Source organism: Shewanella sp. MBTL60-112-B2, from assembly GCF_019655055.1.
Taxonomy (GTDB): domain Bacteria; phylum Pseudomonadota; class Gammaproteobacteria; order Enterobacterales; family Shewanellaceae; genus Shewanella.
Genome location: NZ_BPFA01000025.1, coordinates 51,295 through 73,768, shown reverse-complemented (window position 1 = coordinate 73,768; position 22,474 = coordinate 51,295). Strand labels below are relative to the sequence as shown.

The window sequence follows — 22,474 nt, the reverse complement described above, 5'->3', positions numbered from 1 at the left end:
AGTTTTTTGGCGGCTCAAGTGTAAATAATTTGTTTAGGGGTATGTTAAACTTGTTTAGTTTAAAAAATAGACGCTCCTAGCATGAGCATTTTATGCTGTCAAGAGCGCACTTAGTGGAACTGTGTGCTAAGGCTCAAAACCCATTGAAACCGAATGGATTGATTGATTTGAATCAATTTTGAATGTTATAAAATCCCTCGAGATAACTCTATTTCGTATTGCAAGTGGCTGATATTAACTAATTTGTTTGTTTTTTGCTCGCACATTCGAGATGGGTGTCACAAAGGTCTTTAAAAACGTGAAGGCAAGCGGTTTTTTGCTAGGGTTTTAGACTTTAAATTACAAAATTTAAGAATTAAACAATCAAGCGCGGTTAAGTCGATTTATTGTTAACAAAAGTCGGCTGTGTTTACTGCATTACTATTCCTATATAGGCAATCACATTTCGTTGATGGGGATCTAACGATTGTGATTTGACACACCACCTAAGGAGTCACAAATGATTTTAGAAGAGGTTGTTGAGCTGTCGCGTTTTCAGTTTGCGATGACGGCCATGTATCACTTCCTATTTGTTCCCTTGACCTTGGGGTTAGCATTCTTGCTAGCCATAATGGAATCACTTTATGTGATGACCAATAAGCAAATCTATAAAGATATGACCAAGTTCTGGGGTAAGTTATTCGGTATCAACTTTGCACTTGGCGTTGCAACAGGTTTGGCTATGGAGTTCCAGTTCGGAACTAACTGGTCATACTATTCGCATTACGTCGGTGACATTTTTGGTGCTCCACTTGCTATTGAAGGCCTGATGGCATTCTTCCTAGAATCTACTCTAGTCGGTATGTTCTTCTTTGGTTGGGACCGTTTCAGCAAGCGCCAGCATTTAGCTGTAACTTGGTTAGTTGCGCTAGGTTCTAACATGTCAGCATTGTGGATCTTAGTGGCTAACGGCTGGATGCAAAACCCAGTAGGTAGCACATTCAACTACGAAACCATGCGTATGGAAATGACCAGCTGGGGTGAAGTGTTATTTAACCCGGTTGCACAGGTGAAGTTTGTTCACACTGTGGCGTCAGGCTACGTAGCGGGTGCGATGTTCGTTCTAGCGATTAGTGCTTACTACATTCTGAAGAAGCGTGACCTACCGTTTGCACGTCGCTCATTTGCGATTGCAGCAAGTTTCGGTATGGCATCTATTTTGTCTGTAATCGTTCTTGGTGACGAATCAGGCTACAAGGTGGGTGAAGTACAGCGCGTTAAGTTAGCGGCAATTGAAGCTGAATGGCACACTGAGCCAGCTCCAGCGGCATTTACTGCGGTAGGTTTCCCAAATCAAGAAACTCAAGAAACAGATTTTGCGGTTAAGATTCCTTATGCAATGGGTATCATTGCGACTCGTTCACTTGATGAGCAAGTTACAGGTATTAAAGATCTGATTGCTGAGCACGAAGTACGTATTCGTAACGGTATGGTGGCATACGGTCTACTTGAGCAGTTACGTAACGGTAATGAAACTCCTGAAGTCCGCGCGGCATTTGAAGAAGCAAAAGTTGACTTAGGTTACGGTCTGCTATTGAAGCGTTATACCGATAAAGTGGTTGATGCGACAGATGAGCAGATTAAAGCGGCAGCTGATGATTCTATTCCAAACGTAGCACCTATGTTCTGGTCTTTCCGTGTCATGGTTGGTGCGGGTATGGTGATGTTATTTGTGTTTGCTGCAGCATTTTGGCAGAGCACGCGTCATCAAATCGAAGAGAAACCATGGGTTCTTAAAGCGGCACTTTACAGCTTACCACTACCGTGGATTGCCATTGAGTGTGGTTGGTTTGTGGCTGAATACGGCCGTCAACCTTGGACGATTTCTGAAGTGTTACCGACATTCATGTCAGCCTCTAGCTTGTCTGTGGGCGACCTAATGTTCAGTATCGTTTCTATTATGCTGTTCTATACCATCTTGCTAGTGATTGAACTGTTCTTAATGATTAAGTTCGCACGAATTGGCCCAAGCTGTTTGAAGACGGGTCGCTATCACTTTGAAAAGCTTGATGCCTAAACTGGAGATCTGATTATGTTTGATTATGAAATGTTAAGATTCATCTGGTGGGCACTGATTGGTGTGCTTTTCATCGGATTTGCTGTCACAGACGGCTTTGATATGGGTGTAGGTGCTTTATTACCGATTATCGGTAAGGACGACACTGACCGCCGTATTATGATTAACTCTATTGCACCGCACTGGGATGGTAACCAAGTTTGGTTAATCACCGCTGGTGGTGCATTGTTCGCAGCTTGGCCTATGGTCTACGGCGTGTCTTTCTCAGGTTTCTACGTAGCAATGATGTTGACTTTGTTTGCATTGTTCATGCGTCCTGTAGGCTTTGACTACCGTTCAAAGATTGAAGATCCAAGATGGCGTAAGTCTTGGGACTGGGCACTGTTTGTTGGTGGTTTTGTTCCGCCGCTAATTATCGGTGTTGCGTTTGGTAACTTGCTACAAGGGGTTCCGTTTAACTTTGACGAATACCTACGTGCAACTTACCACGGCGGCTTCTTCGGTCTACTTAATGGCTTTGGTATTCTAGCTGGCCTAGTGAGCGTGAGCATGTTTATGCTTCAAGGCTCAACTTGGTTACAGATGAAGACTGAAGGCGAGCTACGCGTTCGTGCTGCTAAAATGTCGCAGCTGTTATCAGTCGCGCTGTTCGTATTCTTTGGCGCAGCAGGTGTATGGCTAGTAAACGGTATTGACGGTTACGTGATTACTTCTGCTATCGATACTTATGGCGTTTCAGACCCAACTCTTAAAACAGTTACAGTTGAAGCTGGCGCTTGGTTAGTGAACTATGACAAGTACCCACTGACTATGGCGTTCCCTGTGATTGGTCTACTTATGCCTATCCTAGTATTGCTATCTAGCCGCATGAACCGCTCTGGTTTTGCGTTCTTCTTTAGCTCACTAGGTATTGCAGCAGTCATCTTAACTTGTGGTGCAGCAATGTTCCCATTCGTTATGCCATCTTCACTAGAGCCAAACGTAAGTTTGACTATGTGGGATTCGACTGCAAGTGAGATGTCATTGACTGTAATGACTTGGGCTGCAATCATCTTTGTACCGATTGTACTTAGCTACACGGTTTGGACTTACTTGAAGATGTTTGGTCGCTTATCTCGCGACTTCATCCAAAAGAACAAGACCTCACTTTACTAATAAGGAGCCTAGATTATGTGGTATTTCGCTTGGATTTTAGGCGTATTGTTAGCCTGTTCTTTTGGTATCATCAACGCCCTATGGCTTGAGACTACTGAGAACATGGACCGTGATGCAGAGAGCGAAGATTAATCTTCTGCTATCGCTAAATGGTTAAGTAAAGCCCCGCAATTGCGGGGCTTTTTGTTTTTAAGAAGGTAAAACCAGGAGCTAGGAAAAGCGAAGAGCAAAGACGGTTAAAGCTGAGATGATACAAGCTAAGACGGTGAAAGCCGAGCGGCCTGCGGCCTTACGGAACGTTCGCAGGCTCACTCACGGAACGCTTCGCTTACAGAAAAGCTAAAAAGAAGATTTGAGGTTCAAGGACGGTCGCAGGAAAAGCGGTTTAACCATTGTAGGTCGGCATTTATGCCGTCAGTTCTTTGAACAAAAGGCTAGGTTCTAAGAAGAGCAGGTAAAAGCTGAGACTGTAAATAAGGGGGCTAAGAAAAGCGGGGACGACACAAGCAAAGATAAAGGCCAGGTTTCTATTGTTGTAGGTTGGGCTTTAGCCCATCAATTTTTTAATGATAGCGCTAGACGGTAAGAGATAAGAATAGGAAGTACTGTCGCTGGCAGAAGCGCCGTGACTAGGCCTCTTTAGAAGCCTAGCGCAAGACAAGCACTTTTAGCTATGTGGCTAGAATTGCAGTTAGGTTACAGCTCAGAGCGGTAGATGAAAAGCGCGGTGTCGGTGACCATTTCAGACACTGGGGTGTCGTTAAAGCTTTGTGTTGCCTGATCGACTACTAAATGTTTTCTATCACCAATTTTGTCTAACGATTTTACGCTATAACAATTTGCAGAAGTGCGCAGATCGCAGCCTTTCGTCATAGGTTCAGTGGTAAAGTAAGTTGCATAGATTGCTATTTCATTAACCTTTTCATCTTTGGTATGCAGCACTTTAATTTCGGCAACGCCATCAATGGTTTCATCGGTCATTAAGCGGTTTACAGCGCGTTGGTATTGCTGTTTATAGGTCGCGGCATCCTTACTCACAAACAGGTAAGATTCAAAGCCAAACTCCTCCAGTTTGTTGCCTAGATCTGTGGCAAAAGTTTCACCCACTTCATAAAGAAAAGCATTCGCGGCAGGGCTACCTTCATAGGTGCTGTTGAGTCCGTTTCCGGCGACAATCAACAGCTTTTTTCCTTGTACAGTATTGCTCTGCGGACTGGCACAGCCTGCCATGATAATGATCAAGGTCACTAAGAATAAGTTACGTAACATATTTGTACTCGTATTGGGGGAGGTTATTTTCTAAAACACGAAATTGGCGCGATTATAATTCGAGGTCTGTTAATAAAGCTAGCAGTGATAAATATATTTGAAATCATTGATATAGTTAGTAAGGTGTTTTGTTTCACGCATATAAAAGGCAACAGTCATATGACTGTTACCTTTCAAAAATGCATCTATAGAGAGGGTGATTGAGACTAAATATTACGCCTTAAATACGCTGATTTTAGTATTAATCTCGTTAGCTATTGTCGCTAGGCTTTCTGCCGAGTCGACACTCTCTCCTGCACGCTGCTCACCATCTCTGGCAAGCTCGGTGATTTGATGCAGGTTACGGGTGATCTCTTCCGCGACGGCGCTTTGCTGCTCAGTCGCGCTGGCGATACTGGTTGAGGTTGCTGCGAGCTCAGCGATACTGGTGTTGATCTCTAGCAGCTGAGCAATCGCTTCGTTACCTTGCGCCGCAGATGCATCCCCAAGCTCATTACTTTGATTCATCTGCTCAGTAGTGAACTTTACCTGTGATTGCAGCTGAGTGATAGTTTGCGAGATCTCGGCGATAGAGGTTTGCGTGCGTTGGGCAAGTGTGCGCACCTCATCGGCGACCACGGCGAAGCCTCGGCCTTGCTCACCTGCTCTGGCAGCTTCAATCGCCGCATTTAGCGCAAGGAGATTTGTTTGCTCGGCAATACTGTTAATGACCTCGGTCACCTGACTAATTGCTTGGCTCTCCTTATTCACGATTTCTACACTTTTGTGGCTGTCGGTTAGCTGGTTACTTAAGCTTTGCAGACCGTTGACGAGATCGTTTAAGTTTGTCTGGCCGCCTTTTGCCGCATTGTCCACCCGCTGACTCATGGTTGCGCCTTCACTGGCATGATTAGCCACGTCACGCACCGATGCTGACATCTCCTCGATAGCAGTAGCTATCTGATCGGTTTGTGCCATTAAAGACTGCGCCTCTTGGCCATTAAGACGGGCAGTTTCTTGGGTGTGGTTAGAGTGGGACTGCAAGGCTGTAACAGATTGCTGTAGCGCCAAGATAAGTTCTCTTAAATTGATTGCCATCTTAGAGGTGCTATTGGTTATGAGATCGACCTCGTTTTTACTATTGGTATTGATTGACGCAAAGGTTTGAGAAAGATCGCCCGCTCCCAGCTTTTCTAATTGACCTTGTAAACAGCCTAGTGGCTTAAGTGCCCTTATCAATACCTGTGATAGCAGTAGTGTAATCACTATCATGCCAATGACAGAGACAGCCATATTGATATTAAGTAGGCTAACGCTCTCTTCATTTAGCTCTGCGGCTTCAACTAGGCCGACAAGCGACCAATCCCAACCCGGAATATTAATGGTATAAGCATAGGCCTTAGCGCCATGGTTGTTGGTGTATTCCCACGAGCCTTGATGAGTTAACGCTTGTTCAATATTGAGACCGTTAAGCAGTTTGGTAGAGACCTTTTCACCAGCTTGATACTCCGGATGAGAAATAACCGTTAAATCTGATTTATGAACAACTAGGTAGCTACCAGTTTCTTCTAACTGGAGCTTATTAATTGCCTCACGTAATTGAGTTAACGAATTACTGATATCGAATCCGATATACAAGATGCCGATCGTTTCGCCGCCGCTGTTGGTAATCGGGCGATAAATTGTCATGTAATCTTTGCCAAAAAGCTGGGCGTACCCTTCGTAGCTCTGGCCTTTTAAGGCAGCGTTGTAGGCTGGGTGGTCTTTATTTAGGTTGGTGCCAAGTGCACGTTTTCCGTCTGATTTCTTGAGTGACGTTGAGATACGGATAAAGTTATCGCCATCTCGGACAAACACAGTTGCATTGCCGCCTGTTAGCTTAGAGTAACGATCGACCTTACTCTTAGTGGCGTTGATCTGTTCTTTTTCGTGTCTTAGTGCAGGCGTTTCTATCCCCATCACTCTGACGGTTTTATTCGGTTTATAGAAGTTACCAGGATACATGGCCCGAAATACATCGGCATTACGCTCGGCAAGTGACAGTAGGCTTTCATATTGCAGTTCAATTAAGTCAGCTGTTCCTTCTGTCTGCGCTTTCATCGCGCTGATCCCTTTATCCCTTAGTACATCTGAGGCTGTTAAGTAGGAGACGCAACCGAGAAAACCAAAAACAACAATGGTTAGTAGTAAAGCGAGCAAGCCTATTTGTTTGGCTATTGGCCAATTCTTATAATTCATATCAATTCAAGTTTGCTAGAGGTGCTTATAATGTAATTGATATTGAACGAAAATTGATTGATGTGTGTCTAATATATGAGCTTTATTTCGTGTGGAGCAAATGGCTAGAATACAGCTGTTGCGAACGGAAAATAACCAATATTAGTAGCTAAGCGTAACCTGAATAGAGATAATAGATAGCACCATTACTCGCCATAGATTGAAATGTCTTCAAGATTAGGTTGAATACGACTCAATATGGCTGGTCTTGAATCAACAGGAGAAGTATATGTTGGGCGAAAATCACCTACTTACCCATGAGTTTCCAGAATATTTGGCCGCTATTATTGAACTTAAAACCAGCAATAATGCATTTTGCGAGTTGGCAAAGCGCTATCATCAACTCGATCACCAAATACGCGGATTCGAGAAAAATGAAGTGCCCATCACTGACGAGCACTTCATTGAGTTGAAAGCTGAACGTGTAACGCTTAAAGATCAACTTTATCGGTTATTGGCAGCCCATGCGAATCAGCCATAGTCCACTAAGTTGCCAAATGCGCACTCGCTGCATTGGAATTGGTGACGTTTGAGCTGGTTTTTTTAGGTCGCATAATTAAATGGTACATAGTCGGTACCCAGACTAAAGATAACAATGTCGTCAGCAGTGTGCCGCCTGCAATGGCAATCGCGAATGGCGGCCAAAATCCACCTCCGGCAATGATAAGCGGTAAGAAGCCGCCGATGGTGGTAATGGTGGTTGAGCCGATATGACGGCCACAGCTGGTGACTAAGTCAACAATGGTTTGTGTATCGCCAGCACGTGTTTGTGGCGCCTCTTCAAGCTCTGCCAAAATCACAATGGCAGCGTTAATCGCCAGTCCCATCAATCCTAATAAGCCGATGATTACCGTAAAGCCAAACGGATAGCCAAAGGTATACACTGCCAGTAAACCCAGCCCTGCTGACTGCATCGCGCTAAACAAGATAATCGCGGTTAGCCTAAATGAATTAAAAGACAGCACCACAGTGGTGAGCAGCAAAGTGACCACTAACACTAAGTTAGACATCAAATTACCGACCGCTTCATTACGTTTGGCACTCTCGCCGCCCAGTTCTATGTGATAACCGCTAGGTAGGGCTATTTGAGCGAGGGCTTCACTGGCATTGTCTACCACGGTTTGTGGCAGGACGCCTGCTGTTAGATAGGCTTCAATGGTGTTAACCCGCTGACCATCACGCCTTGGTATTGCGCCGCGGCTGACCTCTATCTCACTGTTCGAAATGGCCGATAGTGGAATGCCTTTTCCACTGTTTGACACCAACGTGATGGCAGACAGTTTTGTTTGGTCTTCACGGGTGCTATCGCTTAGACGCACACGCACAGGTAAAGACTCTGTTTGCTCTAAAATACTGCCGCCATTTATACCTGTGGTGGCCATCTCCACCTGTTTAGCAATATCGGTTAATGATAGGCCGCTCATTAGGCTTGCATCTTCATCGATTTGTAGCCAAACCTTAGGTGCTCCTGCGCTTAACGTCGCGCGAGTATGAATAACATCAGCGGTGTCAGACAACACTTTGCGAACTTGTTCGCCCAACAGTTTTAATTGGTCTAGATTGGGGCCAAATATACGCACTTCTACTGGCGCATTAAAAGGCGGGCCTTGTTCGAGTTTGCGCACAATAATTTGCGCCTGTGGGTAACGCTTATCGAGCGACTTTTGCAAGGCCGGAATAAGCTCATTAGCGGTAGCAAAGTCAGTGGCTTTTACCATGGCCTGCGCATAATGACTGGCACCTTGTTGGCGTTGCAGTAAGTTGTAATAGAAAGAGGGCGTATTGCCGCCAATTACCCAATCGATACGGCTAATGCCTTGGGTTTGACGCAGTTCATTATCGATGTCCTCGACCTGTAAGCGGGTAAGGTCAATGCTGGCGTGGGGCGCCAAGTAGACTTCAATCTGGAACATATCTCTATCTGATGGCGGAAAAAACTGTTCAGTCATTTTTCCGGCTGCAATAAAGCCCATCACTGGCAATATGCCTATCACTAAAGCGGCAAGCAACGGCCGCGATAGCGCAAGGCTTAATGTGCGTCTAAAAGCATTGCTCATAAACGGTAAATTAATGCCGTGGTGATACCAATGTGTGCCTTTACCGTTAACGCCAAATCGACCAGCCAGCCCGGCAATAATGGTGTGCGAGATAATAAAAGAGCCGAGTAAGGCAAAAATGACCGAGATGGCAATACCGCCAACAAACTCTCCGGCAGCGCCGGGCATTAATACGATAGGGGCAAATGCCAGCATAGTGGTAATGGTCGAGCCTGCAAGGGGCAACCAAAGGTGTTGTAGGGTTTGTTTAACGGCATTGATCCTATCCATACCGCTTTGGCGGCGCTGGGAGATGGCATCAACAATCACAATAGCGTTATCCACCATAATCCCTAATGCCACAACTAAACCCGTGACCGACATTTGGTGAATGGGCAGGCCGATATATTTCATGCAGGCCAAGGTAAATAGGGCGGTAAGCGGTAATGAAAGAGACACTATAATGGCATTTCTGAGGCCTAAAGTGAGCATTAGCACCGCAAGAATAATGATAAAACCGAGCAATAAGCTGCCAATCAAATCACTCAGCCTTTCTGTGGTGTAGCTCTCTTGGTCAAATAGCCATTCAAGTTCAATGTTTGCTGGAATGCTCCCTTGCAGTTCATCAACAGACTGGCGCACTTGTGCTAGCCATAAATCGACGCGAGTATTGCTGAGCATTCGCGCCGCAACCATCACGCCTTGTTGCTGATCGATTAAGGCAATGCTGTTAGCGGGCTCTTTAGGCTGACGGCTAATGCTGGCAATATCAGCTAAGCGGATGATTTGGCCATTTGTGGTGACTTTTAAGGGGACTTGACCAATGCGAGCGATGGAGTCTAGCTCACCAGAGACTTCGATTAGGGCTTTAAAGTAGTCGTTGCTGACTTCACCTGCTGACACTTTAGAGTCGGCATTTTGCAGAATTTGGGCAATAGCAGCAGGGGAAAGCTTAAGTTGATTGACCTTATTACCGTCGAGCTGGACTAAGATCTCTTCGGTTGGTTGGCCATAAAGGTTAACAAAATCTGTGCCGCTCAGTAGACGTAATCGGCTTTGTAATTCTTTGCCGTAACGATTTAGCATATCAGTGCGCACTTCACCGCCACCGCGCCAAGCGATCCCGAGTATCGCAGTATTGGCATAACCAAGCTGATCATCTAAGGTCGAGTTTTGCGCTGGTGTTGGTAGCTTACCTTTGGCGTCGGCGATTAAGTCGCGCGCCCTTGACCAAACAGGCGCAGTTTCTAATACGTCATCTTTGAGCTCAAGCTGAATAACCGAGATCCCAGGACGCGAGGTAGACTGCACTAATTTCAGCTCTTCAAGTCGTCTTAACTCGCTCTCAAGCTCTTCGGTGACCAACGCTTCAACACGCTCAGCCGATGCGCCAGGATAGTGAGTGATCACTGACGCAAAGCGGTTGGTAATTTCTGGATCTTCCATGCGCGGCAGGCTTGATATTGCGCCAAAGCCCGCGACTACTAACAAGGCAATCACAAGGCTGATAAGACGGCCGTTCTCTACTAATGACTTAACCATCTGTGGCTACCTCGTTGCGAGTTGGGCCTGTTGAGTCACCAACTGGCCCGCCACTAGCTTATGTAAACCTTGGGAGACATATTGCTCATTGGAATTAATCGCTCCATTAATGAAGGCTTTATCTTTTACGGTATAAATAATTTCCACATCGCGGCGCTCAACTCGATAAAGCTCACTGTCGGTCGGGTTAAGAACAGGGTGTAGGACATAGATATTCCACAGACCTCGCACACCATCGGTCAGTGCACTTAACGGCACCCAGTAACCTTGAGAGGCAATGGTTTGCTGATAGCTTAAGTAACTCAGTTCTCCGTTAATCACATCGGCGTTGGCTGGCAAGGTGATCCTAAGCTCTACGGTGCGGGTGATTGGGCTGAGTTCAGCGCTAATACCGGCAATCTTACCTTGGTAGTGCTGGCCTCTCACACGGATATCCGCGTTTTGCCCCGTAGTGAGGTGATTAGCAATATCCACTGGCACGCCGATATAGGCTTGGATGTTATTGTCTTCGATTAGGGTATAGACCGGGCTGCCAAGGCTGACTACTTCGCCTAAGTTATGAGTTCGTTTACTGATGACACCGTCAAAAGGCGCGAGCAGATCGGATTTTTCTATTTTCAATTGATTCGCTAGTAACGCCGCATTTAAGCGGTTGCTGGCGGCTTTAAGACTGTTTAACTGGCCGCGCTGCTCATCTAATTGTTGTTCTGATACATAGCCTTGCTGCTGTAACCCTAAACTTCTATTGAGGGTCGTTTGAGCCAAATCTAAGTCGGCTTGGTTTTGTGAAATGCTAGCGGTTAACTCATTTTTTTCGGCTAACAATAGGCGGGTATCGAGTTTGGCAAGTAGCTGCCCTTGTTTAACACTATCACCGCTATCGACTGTTAACGCATTAATCTTACCGGCTAACTCAAAGCCAGCTCCCGTGGTGTTGCCTGCTCGAATACTACCCGAAAACTCTTGGTTAAATTGATAGTTATCATCAAGATGTAGCTCTTGTGTATTAACAGATTGGTAACTTGGCGTGGCGGCTAATGGTATATTACTATCTTGGCAAGCTGATAGAAGAGCGACTGCAGCTAGTAACATAGCCATTTTGCGATGTATTAGCACACTTTGAGTATTCATTACACTAAGCCTATTTTGTTAACGCCGCGGTAAGTGATAAGTATAAAAATTGTTAAGCTAGACTGTGTAGTCTAGAGTGTTAAAACTAGACTGTCTAGTCTAATTAGGGTCTATTTGTAGTCTGTTAGTTCGTAAAATGGACTGAGTAGTCTAGTCTGTGCTTAAATAGCAATATAGATTTACCTTGAGGCTAAACGCCGGAGTGAAGCCCTTTATGAATGCAGCATCAATGAGCCGAAGTGAGCAAAAGCGTGAGCAGATCTTACAAGCTGCTAAAGAGCTTTTTTGTGAGCAGGGCTTTCCTAATACCAGTATGGATGAAGTCGCCAAGCTGGCAGGCGTCTCTAAACAAACTGTGTATTCTCACTTTGGCTGTAAAGATGATCTGTTTGTCGCATCGATAGAATCAAAGTGTTTAGTGCATGGTGTGAATCAAGAGTTATTGTCTGATCCATTAACGCCGGAAGTCAGCTTAGCCTTGTTTGCCAAACATTTTGGGGAGGTGATCACTAGCCCTGAAGCCATTACAGTGTTTAAGGCGTGTGTGTCGCAATCAGATTCACATCCTAAAATCTCTGAGCTTTTTTACAGTGCAGGTCCAAAGCATATTTTAGGATTATTGGCGGAGTATTTAGCTAAGGTCTCAGAGGTTGGTGATTATCAGTTTAACAACCCGCATCACTGCGCAGTGCGTTTGTGTTTGATGGTATTTGGTGAAGTACGTATGCGACTCGATCTTGGTTTGGATGTGAGCGATCTGCTGGCCGAGCGTGAGCAATACATCAACGACACGGTTGAGATGTTTTTAAAGGCCTACAAAACTGTTTAATCAGAGTGACAGTGCTAATCTAGTTTGAATGCTAGCTTGAATGTTAATAGAAGGAGCTTATCGCTCCTTTTTTGTTTTTGGCGCTAGACTAATAGCAATCATATCATTTATTCGATTGCTATAACTTGAGTCTGAAAGCGGGACTTTATAATAGGAAAGGCTGTAAAAATAGTTAGATACAAAATGATCCTACAGCTTGCTATGTGCGTAGAGTAGAGTACTTAACTGAGCTTTACTGAATGAGTAAGCTTTACTGAGATTAATAATGATTATACCAATCAGTATAAAGATTTGGTCGCTTAGCGAGAGTTTAGCGACACTGAGACAAGGCAACGAGTGAAGAGCATAGTGGTTCTACGGTTAAGCTCGTTAACGCAGTATTAGAGCAGCTAAAACTCGCCATTCTGGAGCGTTTTTGGCTGCCGACTTCAGCGTTAAATAGCTTCACAAGGGAATAACCATTCTTTCAGCTATTCGCCTTGAATTAGTTTGCGAAAAACGCTCTGAGTAGATCAACTGCTTATACTGATTGGTATTAGCTAATGGAGTTAGCAATATGAAAAAGCCTTTGGCTCTTAGCCTGGTTGCAGCATCAAGTTTGTTAGCGTCGCCAACCTTATTAGCGAAAGAGCAGCAAGCTTCTTATCGCCCCAGCCCATTTACCATTAGTGCTTCTCGGATCACCACGGGAACGGCAGAGGTTGGCAATCAAGGTAATGAACTGCAACGCGACCAATGGATGTTTGATGCAAAAGCCAGTATGCCGATTAACAGGCAGTGGTCGATAGGTGCTGGGATCGGATACGATAATTTAGATTATGACTGGCGCTCACCGAGTTTAAAAGATAACACCCAAACATGGGATAAAATCGAGCGTTACCGCGCGAGCTTATCTTTGTCTTACCGCCCAAATAAAAACTGGATGTTTATCTTTGCACCTAAGCTGCAATATGCTTATGCCAATACGGCGTCTTCCAGTAATGCCGAGAGCTATGGCGCGGTGTTGTCAGGCATGTACCGTTTCGATTCTGGTAATATGTTAGGTTTCGGCGTGGCTTACTTAAACGATATTGATGAAGTCAGAACCGTGCCGTTTTTAGCGGTGAACTGGCAAATTACAGAAAACTTGAAACTCGGTAATCCCTTCTCGGCAGGCTTTAGCGGCCCAGCGGGTCTGGAGCTAAGTTATCAACTCAGTTCTGACTGGAATGTGGGTCTTGGTACGTCAAAACGCACAAACCGATTTCTTATTGCCGATGAAAAACAGACGGCAGAAATTGAGGAGTGGGTGAGTTTTGCCAGAGTGGGTTGGGATATTTCCCGCTCGGTGAGCGTTAATGCCTACGCGGGGTATTTCTTTAATGGCGAGTTAGAATTAAATCCACAAAATACTAATGAGAATATCGACAACCAAGGCGCAGCGGCCTTGGATGTCACATTTAAATTTTAGAGAGACTCTAGAGTTTAAATTACTCGCCTAACATGGCTTCTTTTAAGCTGTCTTGGGCTGGTTGCTCACCTAACCAGATCTTAAGCAAGGCTTGGCGGAAGTCTTCGCCAGCGATAGTTGCTTGAGCCTGACCATTTTTATAAGCGGTCACGCCAGTGGCTTTATCTGCGAGCAGGGTAAATTGGTCGCCTTCAACAATCTCGGCGCTAAATAGCCCCAAAAACTGCTCGATTTTTGCTGCAATCGGTGTGGTATTGCCATCGGTTGCATCATCAAAACCTTCATTGATGGCATCTTTCATCTTATCGGCAGTGATCATACCCGAAGTGATATTAAGACGAACAGCAGCGCTTTGCGCATCAATTACTGCTTGGGCTGAATCTAGGTTAGTAGGTACATATAAACTACCAACGTACAAATCGATAAAGAACTTACTGCGCACACCTGCACCATTAAGCACAAGTGTTTGGCCTTCGAGTTGCACCGAATCATCGAGTTGTACGCCCGCGACTTCTTTAGCCTGTAACGACGATGAAACTAACATGCTTGTTGCTAGCACACTGGTTGCGAATAGTAGGGTAGAGAGCGACTTCATAAAAACCTCAAAAATAAAAACGCGGTAATTAACCGCGAGAACCTAACTGGAATTGGCCGCTTTGGTGGAATATTGCAGCTTGTTTTTGTTTTGGAGAAACCAGCAGTGGACCATCATCGAAGAACAGGAAGCACTTCCAGTTACGTACAAAAACATCCCAGCGTGTTTCAATTACTTGGTATTTTTCATAGCAAAAATAAACGGTTGCATCATCAGCCCAATCAAAGTGCTCAATAAAGCCTTCTGGTAGCGAGGCTTCTTCACTGTCCCAAGGGCCCTGCCAGTCTTCAGTTAACACCCAAGCACTGTCTTTGGCTGCCCAGTCACCTTTGGTGAACTGTTCTGTGCGGCTACTCTTGTTGCTAATCCATTTATTCCATACTTCCATCGACGACTTTTGATCGAGTGGTGAGATCAACGCTTTATCTTCATCGCTAACCGGAAGATCTTTATGATTAAAAATCCATTTACGTTTGTACTGTTCAAATGGAATATAAGTATGTGCCAAGCGATGCTCTCCAGACTGTTTGAGTTATTTACAGCGAATTAAACTAGAGCAGTATTATACGGATCCGCTTTGTTTTTGGGAAATAAAACTAGGGGCACTAAGTTGAAGATGCACTCAATATGCTTGGCATGGATAATTTATAGGGATTTACCCTATAGGTAACTATTTAGCAAAAAAGGGGGAATCGTCTTAGTAACAATGTTTTATAAAAGCAATCGTCAAAAGATGGATTTATCTGCTTCGCAAATTTGAGCAATTAGTATAGTATGCGCCACCCAAAAAATTCACGGTAAACCCCCTTGCTTACAACGCAAACCAATGCCTTATACACTGACCTGTCTGGTTATTATGATTTAATGTGTGCCGACATTAACTATCAAGCACAGAGTGACTGTATACGCCGTCTGCATCAACTTTTCGGAAACAGAGGTGTACGTCACCTAGACTTGGCCTGTGGTACAGGGCCGCACGTTCAATATTTTATTGAAAATGGCTATCAAAGTAGCGGTCTCGATATCAACCAGCCTATGCTAGATATTGCCAAATTACGCTGCCCCGATGCCGAGTTTGTCTGTCATGATATGGCGAACTTCACGGTCGATGAGCCATTGGATCTGATCACCTGTTTTCTCTATTCAATTCACTACAGCGATGGAATTGAAAAGCTAAAAGAGTGTATCAGCAGCGTACATAAAGCGCTGAGTCCTGGCGGCATGTTTTGTTTTAACTCAGTCAAGAAGAGCAGAATTGATAACAGTTCAGTGGTTAGCCATAGCGCAGTTCATGAAGACAGTCAGTTTGTATTTAGCTCAGGTTGGTATTACTCGGGAATTGGTGAGAAGCAAGCACTGAAACTCAGCATACAAAAAACAACGGGTGATACCACTCAGTCTTGGCAAGATGAGCATCCTATGGTTGCCATCGGTTTTGCAGAATTACAATTACTTCTGCAGCCTTACTTTGAAGTGCATATTCTTGAGCATGATTATGACAGGTTAATGCCGTGGGATGGAGTATCTGGTAATGCGATTTTTGCCTGCGTAAAAATCTAAGTACCATCAGTTAGATGGTACTTAGCATCATAGGAGCAAACACGGCAGTGAATGCTCCATGATCCTGAGATAGACACTCCATCTTCGCCTTAGATAATCATGCCGGATAACCTTGCCTAAGCTCACAGCACAGAAGCTATGGGTAGCACCATTATTACCACTGAGTAATAGTTATTTACCAATCTAGCTAATTATCCTTTCTATCCCAATCTTTATAATTACAGCCTCTATCATCCAAGTCTGAAAAGTGACGCTCAATACATTTATGAGTACTAACTTTCGGCTCAATCAATCCAGTCCGTAGAGCGGATTAGCTCTCACACTATCACTGCGACATCATGGAAACCTGCAATGTGGAATAAAATTCGTGGCTCATTGCCACTACAGTTAGTCTTGGCCGCAGCTGCAGCTTGGTTATTGGCAAGCGGGTTAACTCATTTTGTTTATCCTAACGGCGCAGCCGGAATCGACCAGCAAGCTTGGTATCAATTTTTGATGCTGGGTAAAACCGTGTATATCGGTTTGTTGAAGATGGTTGTAGGCATAATGGTGATGCTGTCGCTGATCGAAGGGATAAGCAACATAGGCGCGATAACCAAATTAAAAACATTGGGATTGCGTACGCTTGGCTTTTACACCTTCACCACCACGATAGCGATAAGTCTTGGTTTAGGTGCTTCGTTATTACTACCGGAGTGGCAACCCTTAACTCAGGCGGTACCTTTAGCCGAAGGGGCCACTCTCATTGGTGAGCAGGCGGCATCGGGCGGCGCTATCGCCACTAAGCTGCTGAATATGGCGCTCTCTAATCCGGTTGCTGCAATCTCAGATGGAAACCTGCTCGCGGTGGTGGTGTTTTCAATTATGTTTGGCATCGCACTGTTAACCGCGCTACCTGAAAAACACCCGCTGTTTGAGCTGATATCAGGCCTTAACAAGGGCATTAACACCATGATTGGCGGTATTATTCGCCTATCGCCCTTGGCTATCTTTGCCATCGTATTCGAGTTTTCCCTCACGGGAGGGGAGGCGCTATTTAGCCAATTAGCGATGTTTGCTCTATTGGTATTTGTACTGACTATGCTTCATGGGCTGGTGGTATTGCCTAGCTTAGCCAAGTTACTGACGGGGATTAAAATATCCACCCTGTTTAAAGGGATTAGCGCACCGTTAGCGATGGCTTTTGCCACCTCATCGAGCGCCGCGACTTTACCCTTGTCGATGCGAAGTGCTGAGGAGCTAGGCGTATCACCTTCTACCAGTAGCATGGTGCTGCCCTTAGGTTCGGTGATGAATATGGACGGTACCGCGTTATTTGAAGGGGTCGCCGCTATATTTCTGGCGCAGCTATTCGGCGTGGATCTGACTACAACAGGCATGGTGATGATTTTTATCATGGCCATGGTGTCTTCAATCGGGGCACCAGGTATGCCATCGGGGTCAATGTCGGGAATGCAGTTAGTGCTATTGGCCGCAGGGATCCCGTTAGAAGCTATCGGAATCTTGCTGATTATCGAGCGGCCACTTGATACCTTCCGCACCGCAGTTAATGTCGAAGGCGATATCATCGCCGCGCTAGTGGTTGATAAGTGGCAGAAAAGCTAATGGATCTATTGGATTATTGTTTAAGGGATGCAGTCAATCAACTGCTGAAAATATACGTAGATATAATTAGTTTTACTAGAAATGACAAGCTATTGAATTGCATATACAGAGGTATGTATATGGTCTCCCCACAGGGACTCGAACCCCGATCGATCGCTTAGGAGGCGACTGCTCTATCCTGTTGAGCTATAGGGAGACGTGAGTGATTATACTGGTTTTACTCTAGATGAAAAGAGCTGATGAAAAGTCTTTAAATTTAGTTGCTTAATAAATGTTCGCAATGGGGCGTTTTGCAGGCTAATCGTCATGAATTCGCTTTAGCTTGTAGCTATTGCTCGTCATGCGAGCCTGCAATTTTCCTCAGTACTAATTTTCCTCAGTACTTTAGTTATAGCTTTATTGCTAGGTCATTGATTTGGATATTTAGCGATGCAGCCATGCCATCTAATACTGCGGTTGCGCTCTCTTCAGTGACTTGATCTATGGTAATGCTTGCTTTGCTTTTTCCTGCTACTGCACGCATGTTATCGAGCCTGTCAGGCATATTTTGTTGTAATACTAACTGCAAAGTATCACCAACTCGAATGCCATGACGTCTGCCCACATTAAGGATGATTCTATTGGCTTGTCTTGAGACAACTTGGCCCAGCAAGGGACGACAATTTAGATTGTTGTCGATATCGTGACTCACCTTGGCGAGTATTTGATCGATTGCTTGGCCGTACTCACTGCTCCAGAAGTTTTCACTGTTTGAGTTTACCGTTTGTTGGCGCTTAAATTCCCACTCTGCAGCTTGGCTATATTGCTGGCTCCAGATTTTTTCGCCGCTTATACCGTGGAACAGAGAGACGCGAATATGGAAATTGCGCATAGGGTCATTGTCCCAAAGCCCTAAGGTTGTCGTGTATGGTTCGGTAGAGATATCGATGATTTCTGGTAGTAAAATATACTGACTGTCGGTGATCTCACTTAACCAGCTAGGTAAGCGATAGCCTCGCACATCCACTAGGGCTTGATCTATGTCTAAACGCTCGTTGGCGTGGGTCTGTGGGAAGCTGTTACTGGCGTTCTGTTCTAGGGTGCTAGCGAGTCGTTCAGATAGATTTTGTTCGAAAAGGCCAATATTGCCGTATCTAAGCTGGGTTCTATCTTTAATCAGTGCTTGAGGGATTAAAATTGCCGCTTTGAGTTGAGTGGCTTGGCAAGTGTCGTTGAGCGGTTCAATCATATCGATGCGTACGTTAACTGTGATTTTACCGTCTTCTATTAGCTCGCTCACCAGTTCAACATTCTGGCTTTGGGCTTGCTGCTCTAGAGTAAAAGAGTCGTTAACCAGTTGGCCATTTTTGACGGTTTGTTGGCTACTAAAGCGCGCACCAGATTGCAATGTTGCATAGCTGACCGCTTGATGGATGGCATTTTCTCTAGCCTGATTGACATTGTTGTCATTAATTTTGGCTTGACCGCTGGCGCTAATCCATTTTGCCTGTACCGGTAAAGTCAGTACAGATGATGCTAGGCACACGAGTGCGGTTGTAAAATATTGCGCTGGTTTCATCTCACCTTTCCAGTTTTGAGAAATTGATAGCCGAAGATTTTTGCATGTCGGATAACTGACGAACATATATGCCTCGTTAACTGTTAAGCAATATACGTGCCTTTCCTAGCGTTTTTGGTCGGTTTCTTAAGGTGAAAAGCGATAAAGTTATTCGCTTATTTGCCGATAAGAGTTAATAGACTCACTTTTGTCAATAAATCTCGTGTCAAAAACGGGCTGAGATAGAGATAAAGGCTGAGATAGAGAGCGAGATTAACCATGGCTACGACAGCCCAACAGGAACTTAAAAAATGTATAAGCTAATCATTTTTTTACCTATTTTGTTTGCGATAGGCTGCGCAAGCACAGAAGCCGATAATCAGGCTGAACTGCAGATGGCTAACGGCTATGGTTTGCCGCATACCGAAGCGGTTAATCATTTATCGCAGCAGATGGTGAACGAGTTGGTGCGTCAAAACGATGCCCTACGTTCGGATCAGCCTTTACTGGTCACAACTCCAGTGTTGTTGTCAGATATGAAATCGACCAATGGGTTAGGGCTGCAGTTTCAGCAAGGTTTGATTGCCAGCTTGCATGATCATCAATTCAATCTTGTCGATATCAACGTTAGCGATACCCTAAAAGTGACTCAATCGGGTGAGTTTATTTTGACTCGAGATTGGCAGCAATTACCGGTAGATGTTCCAATTGAAAATGTGGTTGTGTCGACAATGAGCTTGTCAACTCGAGGTGTCGCGTTAAATAGTCGTATCGTTAATATCAACAATAACCGGGTAATATCGGCGGCGCAGGGCTTTGTTAATGCGAGTGCTATGCCAGGCTATATTAGTCTGTCTGAAAAAGTCGTTTCACAAAATGGCTTACTTTATCGAGATGCGCAAACTGGTCAGCACACGGTTCAATTAGTAGGGGGGCAATAAGATGAAGGCGGTTATTTTATGTGCTGCATTAGCACTCAGTGCATGCTCTGCACAAGACAGATATGTGCAGTATGAAACCGAGGCGCCGAGCTCTTTTCCTAAGTTGACAGCTATAGGCTATGCACCACTGGATACTCAGCCTGCAACCGAGCAATCCCAGCGTGTATTAATGGCAATGCAGGCGTCAAAGATTGCCGCTTATCGTGAGCTTGCCGAGCAGGTTTATGGCCAGCAACTGAGCGCGACGAGTCAGGTTAGAGATTGGATGTTAGCGGCTGATGAAATTCAAGCATCAGTGTCTGGTGTGATCCGCGGTGCGAAAGTGGTCAAGAGTTACCCAGTAGGCGAGCACTATGTGACGGAGCTTGAACTGGATTTTGAGCAGGTGTGGGCGTTGTATCAGCAGCAAAATCGTTCACAACGAGTAAAAGAGATTACGTATTTTTAGAGCTAATAAGGGCGCTTCGCTTCTAGGAGCTAGGGCGGACTTCGTCCTTATAGGGTCTAGGAAAAGCACAAGAAAAGACAAAGACGAACGCTTAGCTTACAGAAGACGGAACGTTCGCAGGCTCACTCACAGAACGCTACGCTAACGGTATAAGCTAAGAAGAGTCTAGGACGCTTCGCTTCTAGGACCTAGGGGAAGCACAAGAAAAGTCAAAAGCTTGCATTGGTTTTATTTATGCAATTGCTTTGATCTTTATGCTTTCCTAGCACCTTCTTTATCTTTAACCTAGGATCTAGAAGTCGCAACGCGACGCCCTTTTTTTAAACCTTTAAGCTTTTAAGTTATTACCTAGAGTGGAGATACTTGAGGTCTGGCCTTTACCGTCATAGGTTAGGCTGGAAGAGTTTCGGCTGACTTGTAGTGCCTGCGAGAATCGATTTAAGCTGGCTAAACTTAATTCAATCAATGATTCATTTTCGGCATTGAGCTGTTGGCATTCTGCTAGTAGCTGCTTGGTGTTAGCGACTTGCTGCGATAACTCTGGATGGGTAGTTAACAAGGCTAGATCTGGTTGCTGTGCAATTATCTCATCATTTTGTTTAAGGCTCGCCAATAGATTAGTCTTAGTGCTAGCTAGCGACAATAAAACATCGGCCTGCTGTGCGTGCAAAGCCTGTTTTTCTTGGCTGATCAATTCTTTTAGCTCGGTCAGCACTTGGTATTGTGAGCTAATGAGTTGAGATAAATTTGTCATAATGGCCTGTTTATTTTGAGTCAAACGTATTGGTTACTTTTATTTTGTAGAGCCCAGTTACCGCGACGTTGTACACGAAAGCAGGAACACAGGGCTTAACCTAAATCTTTAAGATCATTCTCAAAGCTAGCGATGTTAGTGGCTAGTTTCTCTGGGTCGATTTTATAACGACCTTCGGCAATTGCTGCTTTAATTGCATCTACTTTCTTTTGATCGATTTCAGGCATGTCAGCCATCTTAGTCTGTACGTTTTGAATTTGTTGAGCCTGCGCCGTAATCGACACTGAATCACTCTTCTGTGCAGTAGGTGCGGGCGCTGCGGGTGCGGTTTGAGCCGGTGCACCTTTGGTATTCATACCAGTACCAATACGAGTATTGGCATGGGCGTTTACTTGTTTAATATCAATAGCCATTTTGAGATCCAACAGTTAATAAAGAGAGTTTATTACACATGCTATCGGCAGCATTACTCAATACTTTAGGATTTTTTCATTCATATATTCACACAGCATATATTGTTACATTCTTACTTCGACTTGGCCAACCCCAGTGACTCGAGCATCGAGTTTTTTATGTGAATGACTATTTTTAATTCGAATTTTATCGCCAACGTTTCCGTCCTGCAGTGCTTCGCCTACGGTTTTAATCTGAAAGTTTTCAGAACGAGCATATATCGACACACTGTCACCCTTACAAACGATACAGAGTTGGTTGGCAAAAATTGGCTGACCCGGAGCGACACGTCTTTTAAGTCTTGCACCTACAACTTGTGAGATATCCTCAAATTGTTGGCCGCGGATGCTGCTCTGTTCGATATATTCGATTTCAATTTCACCGCGTGCGAGTAGATCGCCCGGTCCCATGGTCGATTTTGCAACCACGATTGGGTAGAGGATATCGACTCTAACTGAGAGAAAAATCTGCCATGGATAGCTTAAGTCTGGGCTGTTGCAGCTAATTTTAACCGTATTATTACGGCGAATGGCACGGTCACTGGCAATCTCAGCCTTAATTGGCAGGTAACAATTAGGTAAATTGACTCGGGTGTCTAAACTCTGTGGCGTGATATTTATCCGCGCTTTTTCAGGAGCATCAATTTTTTGTTCAACTGCGGCTATAGCTAATCGAGATATGGTCGATATAGAAGGAATACTGGCAGGTTCGGCTGCAAGTGCTAGAGTTGGCGTCACAAGTATGATGAAAAACGAGCCAATAAAAGCTTTTATAATGAATGCAGTAGCTTGATTCGCTAGAATGCGCGTATATTTTGGAATGTGTTGGACCGCAGTCATCTCTATCCTTTTGCATCT

General features: G+C 44.8%; 20 protein-coding genes and 1 tRNA gene. 10 read left to right on the top strand and 11 right to left on the bottom strand.

Annotated features, from left to right (window positions below):
- The first annotated feature begins 499 nt into the window (after nt 1–499).
- Genes K5Q73_RS15395 through cydX form a run of 3 tightly spaced genes read left to right on the top strand, consistent with a single transcriptional unit; the run spans nt 500 to nt 3,343 of the window.
- On the top strand, nt 500–2,056 hold the full coding sequence (locus K5Q73_RS15395; RefSeq protein WP_220760066.1) for a cytochrome ubiquinol oxidase subunit I: 1,557 nt from the start codon (nt 500–502) through the stop codon (nt 2,054–2,056).
- A gap of 15 nt (nt 2,057–2,071) precedes the next feature.
- Entirely contained in the window at nt 2,072–3,211 is a 1,140-nt protein-coding gene (gene cydB / locus K5Q73_RS15390; RefSeq protein WP_220760068.1) for a cytochrome d ubiquinol oxidase subunit II, read from the top strand.
- 15 nt (nt 3,212–3,226) lie between these two features.
- The gene (cydX, locus tag K5Q73_RS15385; RefSeq protein ID WP_220760070.1) at nt 3,227–3,343 is read left to right on the top strand and encodes a cytochrome bd-I oxidase subunit CydX; all 117 of its coding nucleotides are present in this window, start codon (nt 3,227–3,229) and stop codon (nt 3,341–3,343) included.
- A 564-nt stretch (nt 3,344–3,907) separates the two neighbouring features.
- Here cydX and K5Q73_RS15380 read toward each other — a convergent pair.
- Together K5Q73_RS15380 and K5Q73_RS15375 are read right to left on the bottom strand one after the other, a co-directional pair.
- Complete coding sequence (locus tag K5Q73_RS15380; protein WP_220760072.1) at nt 3,908–4,480, bottom strand: hypothetical protein; 573 nt, start codon at nt 4,478–4,480, stop codon at nt 3,908–3,910.
- A gap of 213 nt (nt 4,481–4,693) precedes the next feature.
- A complete protein-coding gene (locus tag K5Q73_RS15375) occupies nt 4,694–6,697 on the bottom strand; it encodes a methyl-accepting chemotaxis protein (protein WP_220760074.1) in 2,004 nt (667 codons plus the stop codon).
- 268 nt (nt 6,698–6,965) lie between these two features.
- Between K5Q73_RS15375 and K5Q73_RS15370 the strand changes: the two genes are divergently transcribed.
- Nucleotides 6,966–7,217 (top strand): YdcH family protein, encoded by a 252-nt coding sequence (locus K5Q73_RS15370; RefSeq protein ID WP_220760076.1) that lies wholly within the window; start codon nt 6,966–6,968, stop codon nt 7,215–7,217.
- 4 nt (nt 7,218–7,221) lie between these two features.
- On the opposite strand, the gene K5Q73_RS15365 is transcribed toward K5Q73_RS15370, so the two are convergent.
- The gene (locus tag K5Q73_RS15365) at nt 7,222–10,314 is read right to left on the bottom strand and encodes an efflux RND transporter permease subunit (RefSeq protein WP_220760078.1); all 3,093 of its coding nucleotides are present in this window, start codon (nt 10,312–10,314) and stop codon (nt 7,222–7,224) included.
- Nucleotides 10,315–10,320: 6 nt separating this feature from the next.
- Nucleotides 10,321–11,445, bottom strand: a complete 1,125-nt coding sequence (locus K5Q73_RS15360; RefSeq protein ID WP_220760080.1) for an efflux RND transporter periplasmic adaptor subunit — start codon at nt 11,443–11,445, stop codon at nt 10,321–10,323.
- A gap of 214 nt (nt 11,446–11,659) precedes the next feature.
- Between K5Q73_RS15360 and K5Q73_RS15355 the strand changes: the two genes are divergently transcribed.
- Nucleotides 11,660–12,274 carry a TetR/AcrR family transcriptional regulator gene (locus K5Q73_RS15355; RefSeq protein ID WP_220760082.1) on the top strand — a complete coding sequence of 205 codons (615 nt, stop codon included), beginning with the start codon at nt 11,660–11,662 and terminating at the stop codon, nt 12,272–12,274.
- Between the two features lie 556 nt (nt 12,275–12,830).
- Entirely contained in the window at nt 12,831–13,724 is an 894-nt protein-coding gene (locus K5Q73_RS15350; protein WP_220760084.1) for a DUF6268 family outer membrane beta-barrel protein, read from the top strand.
- Nucleotides 13,725–13,743: 19 nt separating this feature from the next.
- Here K5Q73_RS15350 and K5Q73_RS15345 read toward each other — a convergent pair whose 3' ends face one another.
- Together K5Q73_RS15345 and K5Q73_RS15340 are read right to left on the bottom strand one after the other, a co-directional pair.
- Entirely contained in the window at nt 13,744–14,319 is a 576-nt protein-coding gene (locus K5Q73_RS15345) for a chalcone isomerase family protein (protein ID WP_220760086.1), read from the bottom strand.
- A 28-nt stretch (nt 14,320–14,347) separates the two neighbouring features.
- A complete protein-coding gene (locus tag K5Q73_RS15340) occupies nt 14,348–14,827 on the bottom strand; it encodes a DUF2947 domain-containing protein (protein WP_220760088.1) in 480 nt (159 codons plus the stop codon).
- A 356-nt stretch (nt 14,828–15,183) separates the two neighbouring features.
- Here K5Q73_RS15340 and K5Q73_RS15335 point away from each other — a divergent pair, with 356 nt between their 5' ends.
- Together K5Q73_RS15335 and K5Q73_RS15330 are read left to right on the top strand one after the other, a co-directional pair.
- A complete protein-coding gene (locus K5Q73_RS15335) occupies nt 15,184–15,879 on the top strand; it encodes a class I SAM-dependent methyltransferase (protein WP_220760200.1) in 696 nt (231 codons plus the stop codon).
- A 351-nt stretch (nt 15,880–16,230) separates the two neighbouring features.
- Nucleotides 16,231–17,484 carry a dicarboxylate/amino acid:cation symporter gene (locus K5Q73_RS15330; protein ID WP_220760090.1) on the top strand — a complete coding sequence of 418 codons (1,254 nt, stop codon included), beginning with the start codon at nt 16,231–16,233 and terminating at the stop codon, nt 17,482–17,484.
- Nucleotides 17,485–17,604: 120 nt separating this feature from the next.
- On the opposite strand, the gene K5Q73_RS15325 is transcribed toward K5Q73_RS15330, so the two are convergent.
- Both K5Q73_RS15325 and K5Q73_RS15320 read right to left on the bottom strand, forming a co-directional pair.
- A tRNA-Arg gene (locus tag K5Q73_RS15325) sits at nt 17,605–17,680 on the bottom strand.
- A gap of 192 nt (nt 17,681–17,872) precedes the next feature.
- Nucleotides 17,873–19,042, bottom strand: coding sequence for a flagellar assembly protein FlgT (locus K5Q73_RS15320; protein ID WP_220760092.1), 1,170 nt, complete (start codon nt 19,040–19,042; stop codon nt 17,873–17,875).
- A 290-nt stretch (nt 19,043–19,332) separates the two neighbouring features.
- Between K5Q73_RS15320 and K5Q73_RS15315 the strand changes: the two genes are divergently transcribed.
- The gene (locus tag K5Q73_RS15315; RefSeq protein WP_220760094.1) at nt 19,333–19,962 is read left to right on the top strand and encodes a FlgO family outer membrane protein; all 630 of its coding nucleotides are present in this window, start codon (nt 19,333–19,335) and stop codon (nt 19,960–19,962) included.
- Between the two features lies 1 nt (nt 19,963).
- Nucleotides 19,964–20,410, top strand: a complete 447-nt coding sequence (locus K5Q73_RS15310; RefSeq protein WP_220760096.1) for an LPP20 family lipoprotein — start codon at nt 19,964–19,966, stop codon at nt 20,408–20,410.
- Nucleotides 20,411–20,738: 328 nt separating this feature from the next.
- On the opposite strand, the gene K5Q73_RS15305 is transcribed toward K5Q73_RS15310, so the two are convergent.
- The 3 genes from K5Q73_RS15305 to flgA form a co-directional block, all read right to left on the bottom strand.
- A complete protein-coding gene (locus K5Q73_RS15305) occupies nt 20,739–21,164 on the bottom strand; it encodes a flagella synthesis protein FlgN (protein WP_220760098.1) in 426 nt (141 codons plus the stop codon).
- Nucleotides 21,165–21,259: 95 nt separating this feature from the next.
- Nucleotides 21,260–21,577 (bottom strand): flagellar biosynthesis anti-sigma factor FlgM, encoded by a 318-nt coding sequence (flgM, locus tag K5Q73_RS15300; RefSeq protein ID WP_220760100.1) that lies wholly within the window; start codon nt 21,575–21,577, stop codon nt 21,260–21,262.
- Nucleotides 21,578–21,682: 105 nt separating this feature from the next.
- Nucleotides 21,683–22,456: a flagellar basal body P-ring formation chaperone FlgA gene (flgA, locus tag K5Q73_RS15295; protein ID WP_220760101.1), complete on the bottom strand. Its 774-nt coding sequence runs from the start codon at nt 22,454–22,456 to the stop codon at nt 21,683–21,685.
- Nucleotides 22,457–22,474 lie beyond the last annotated feature (18 nt).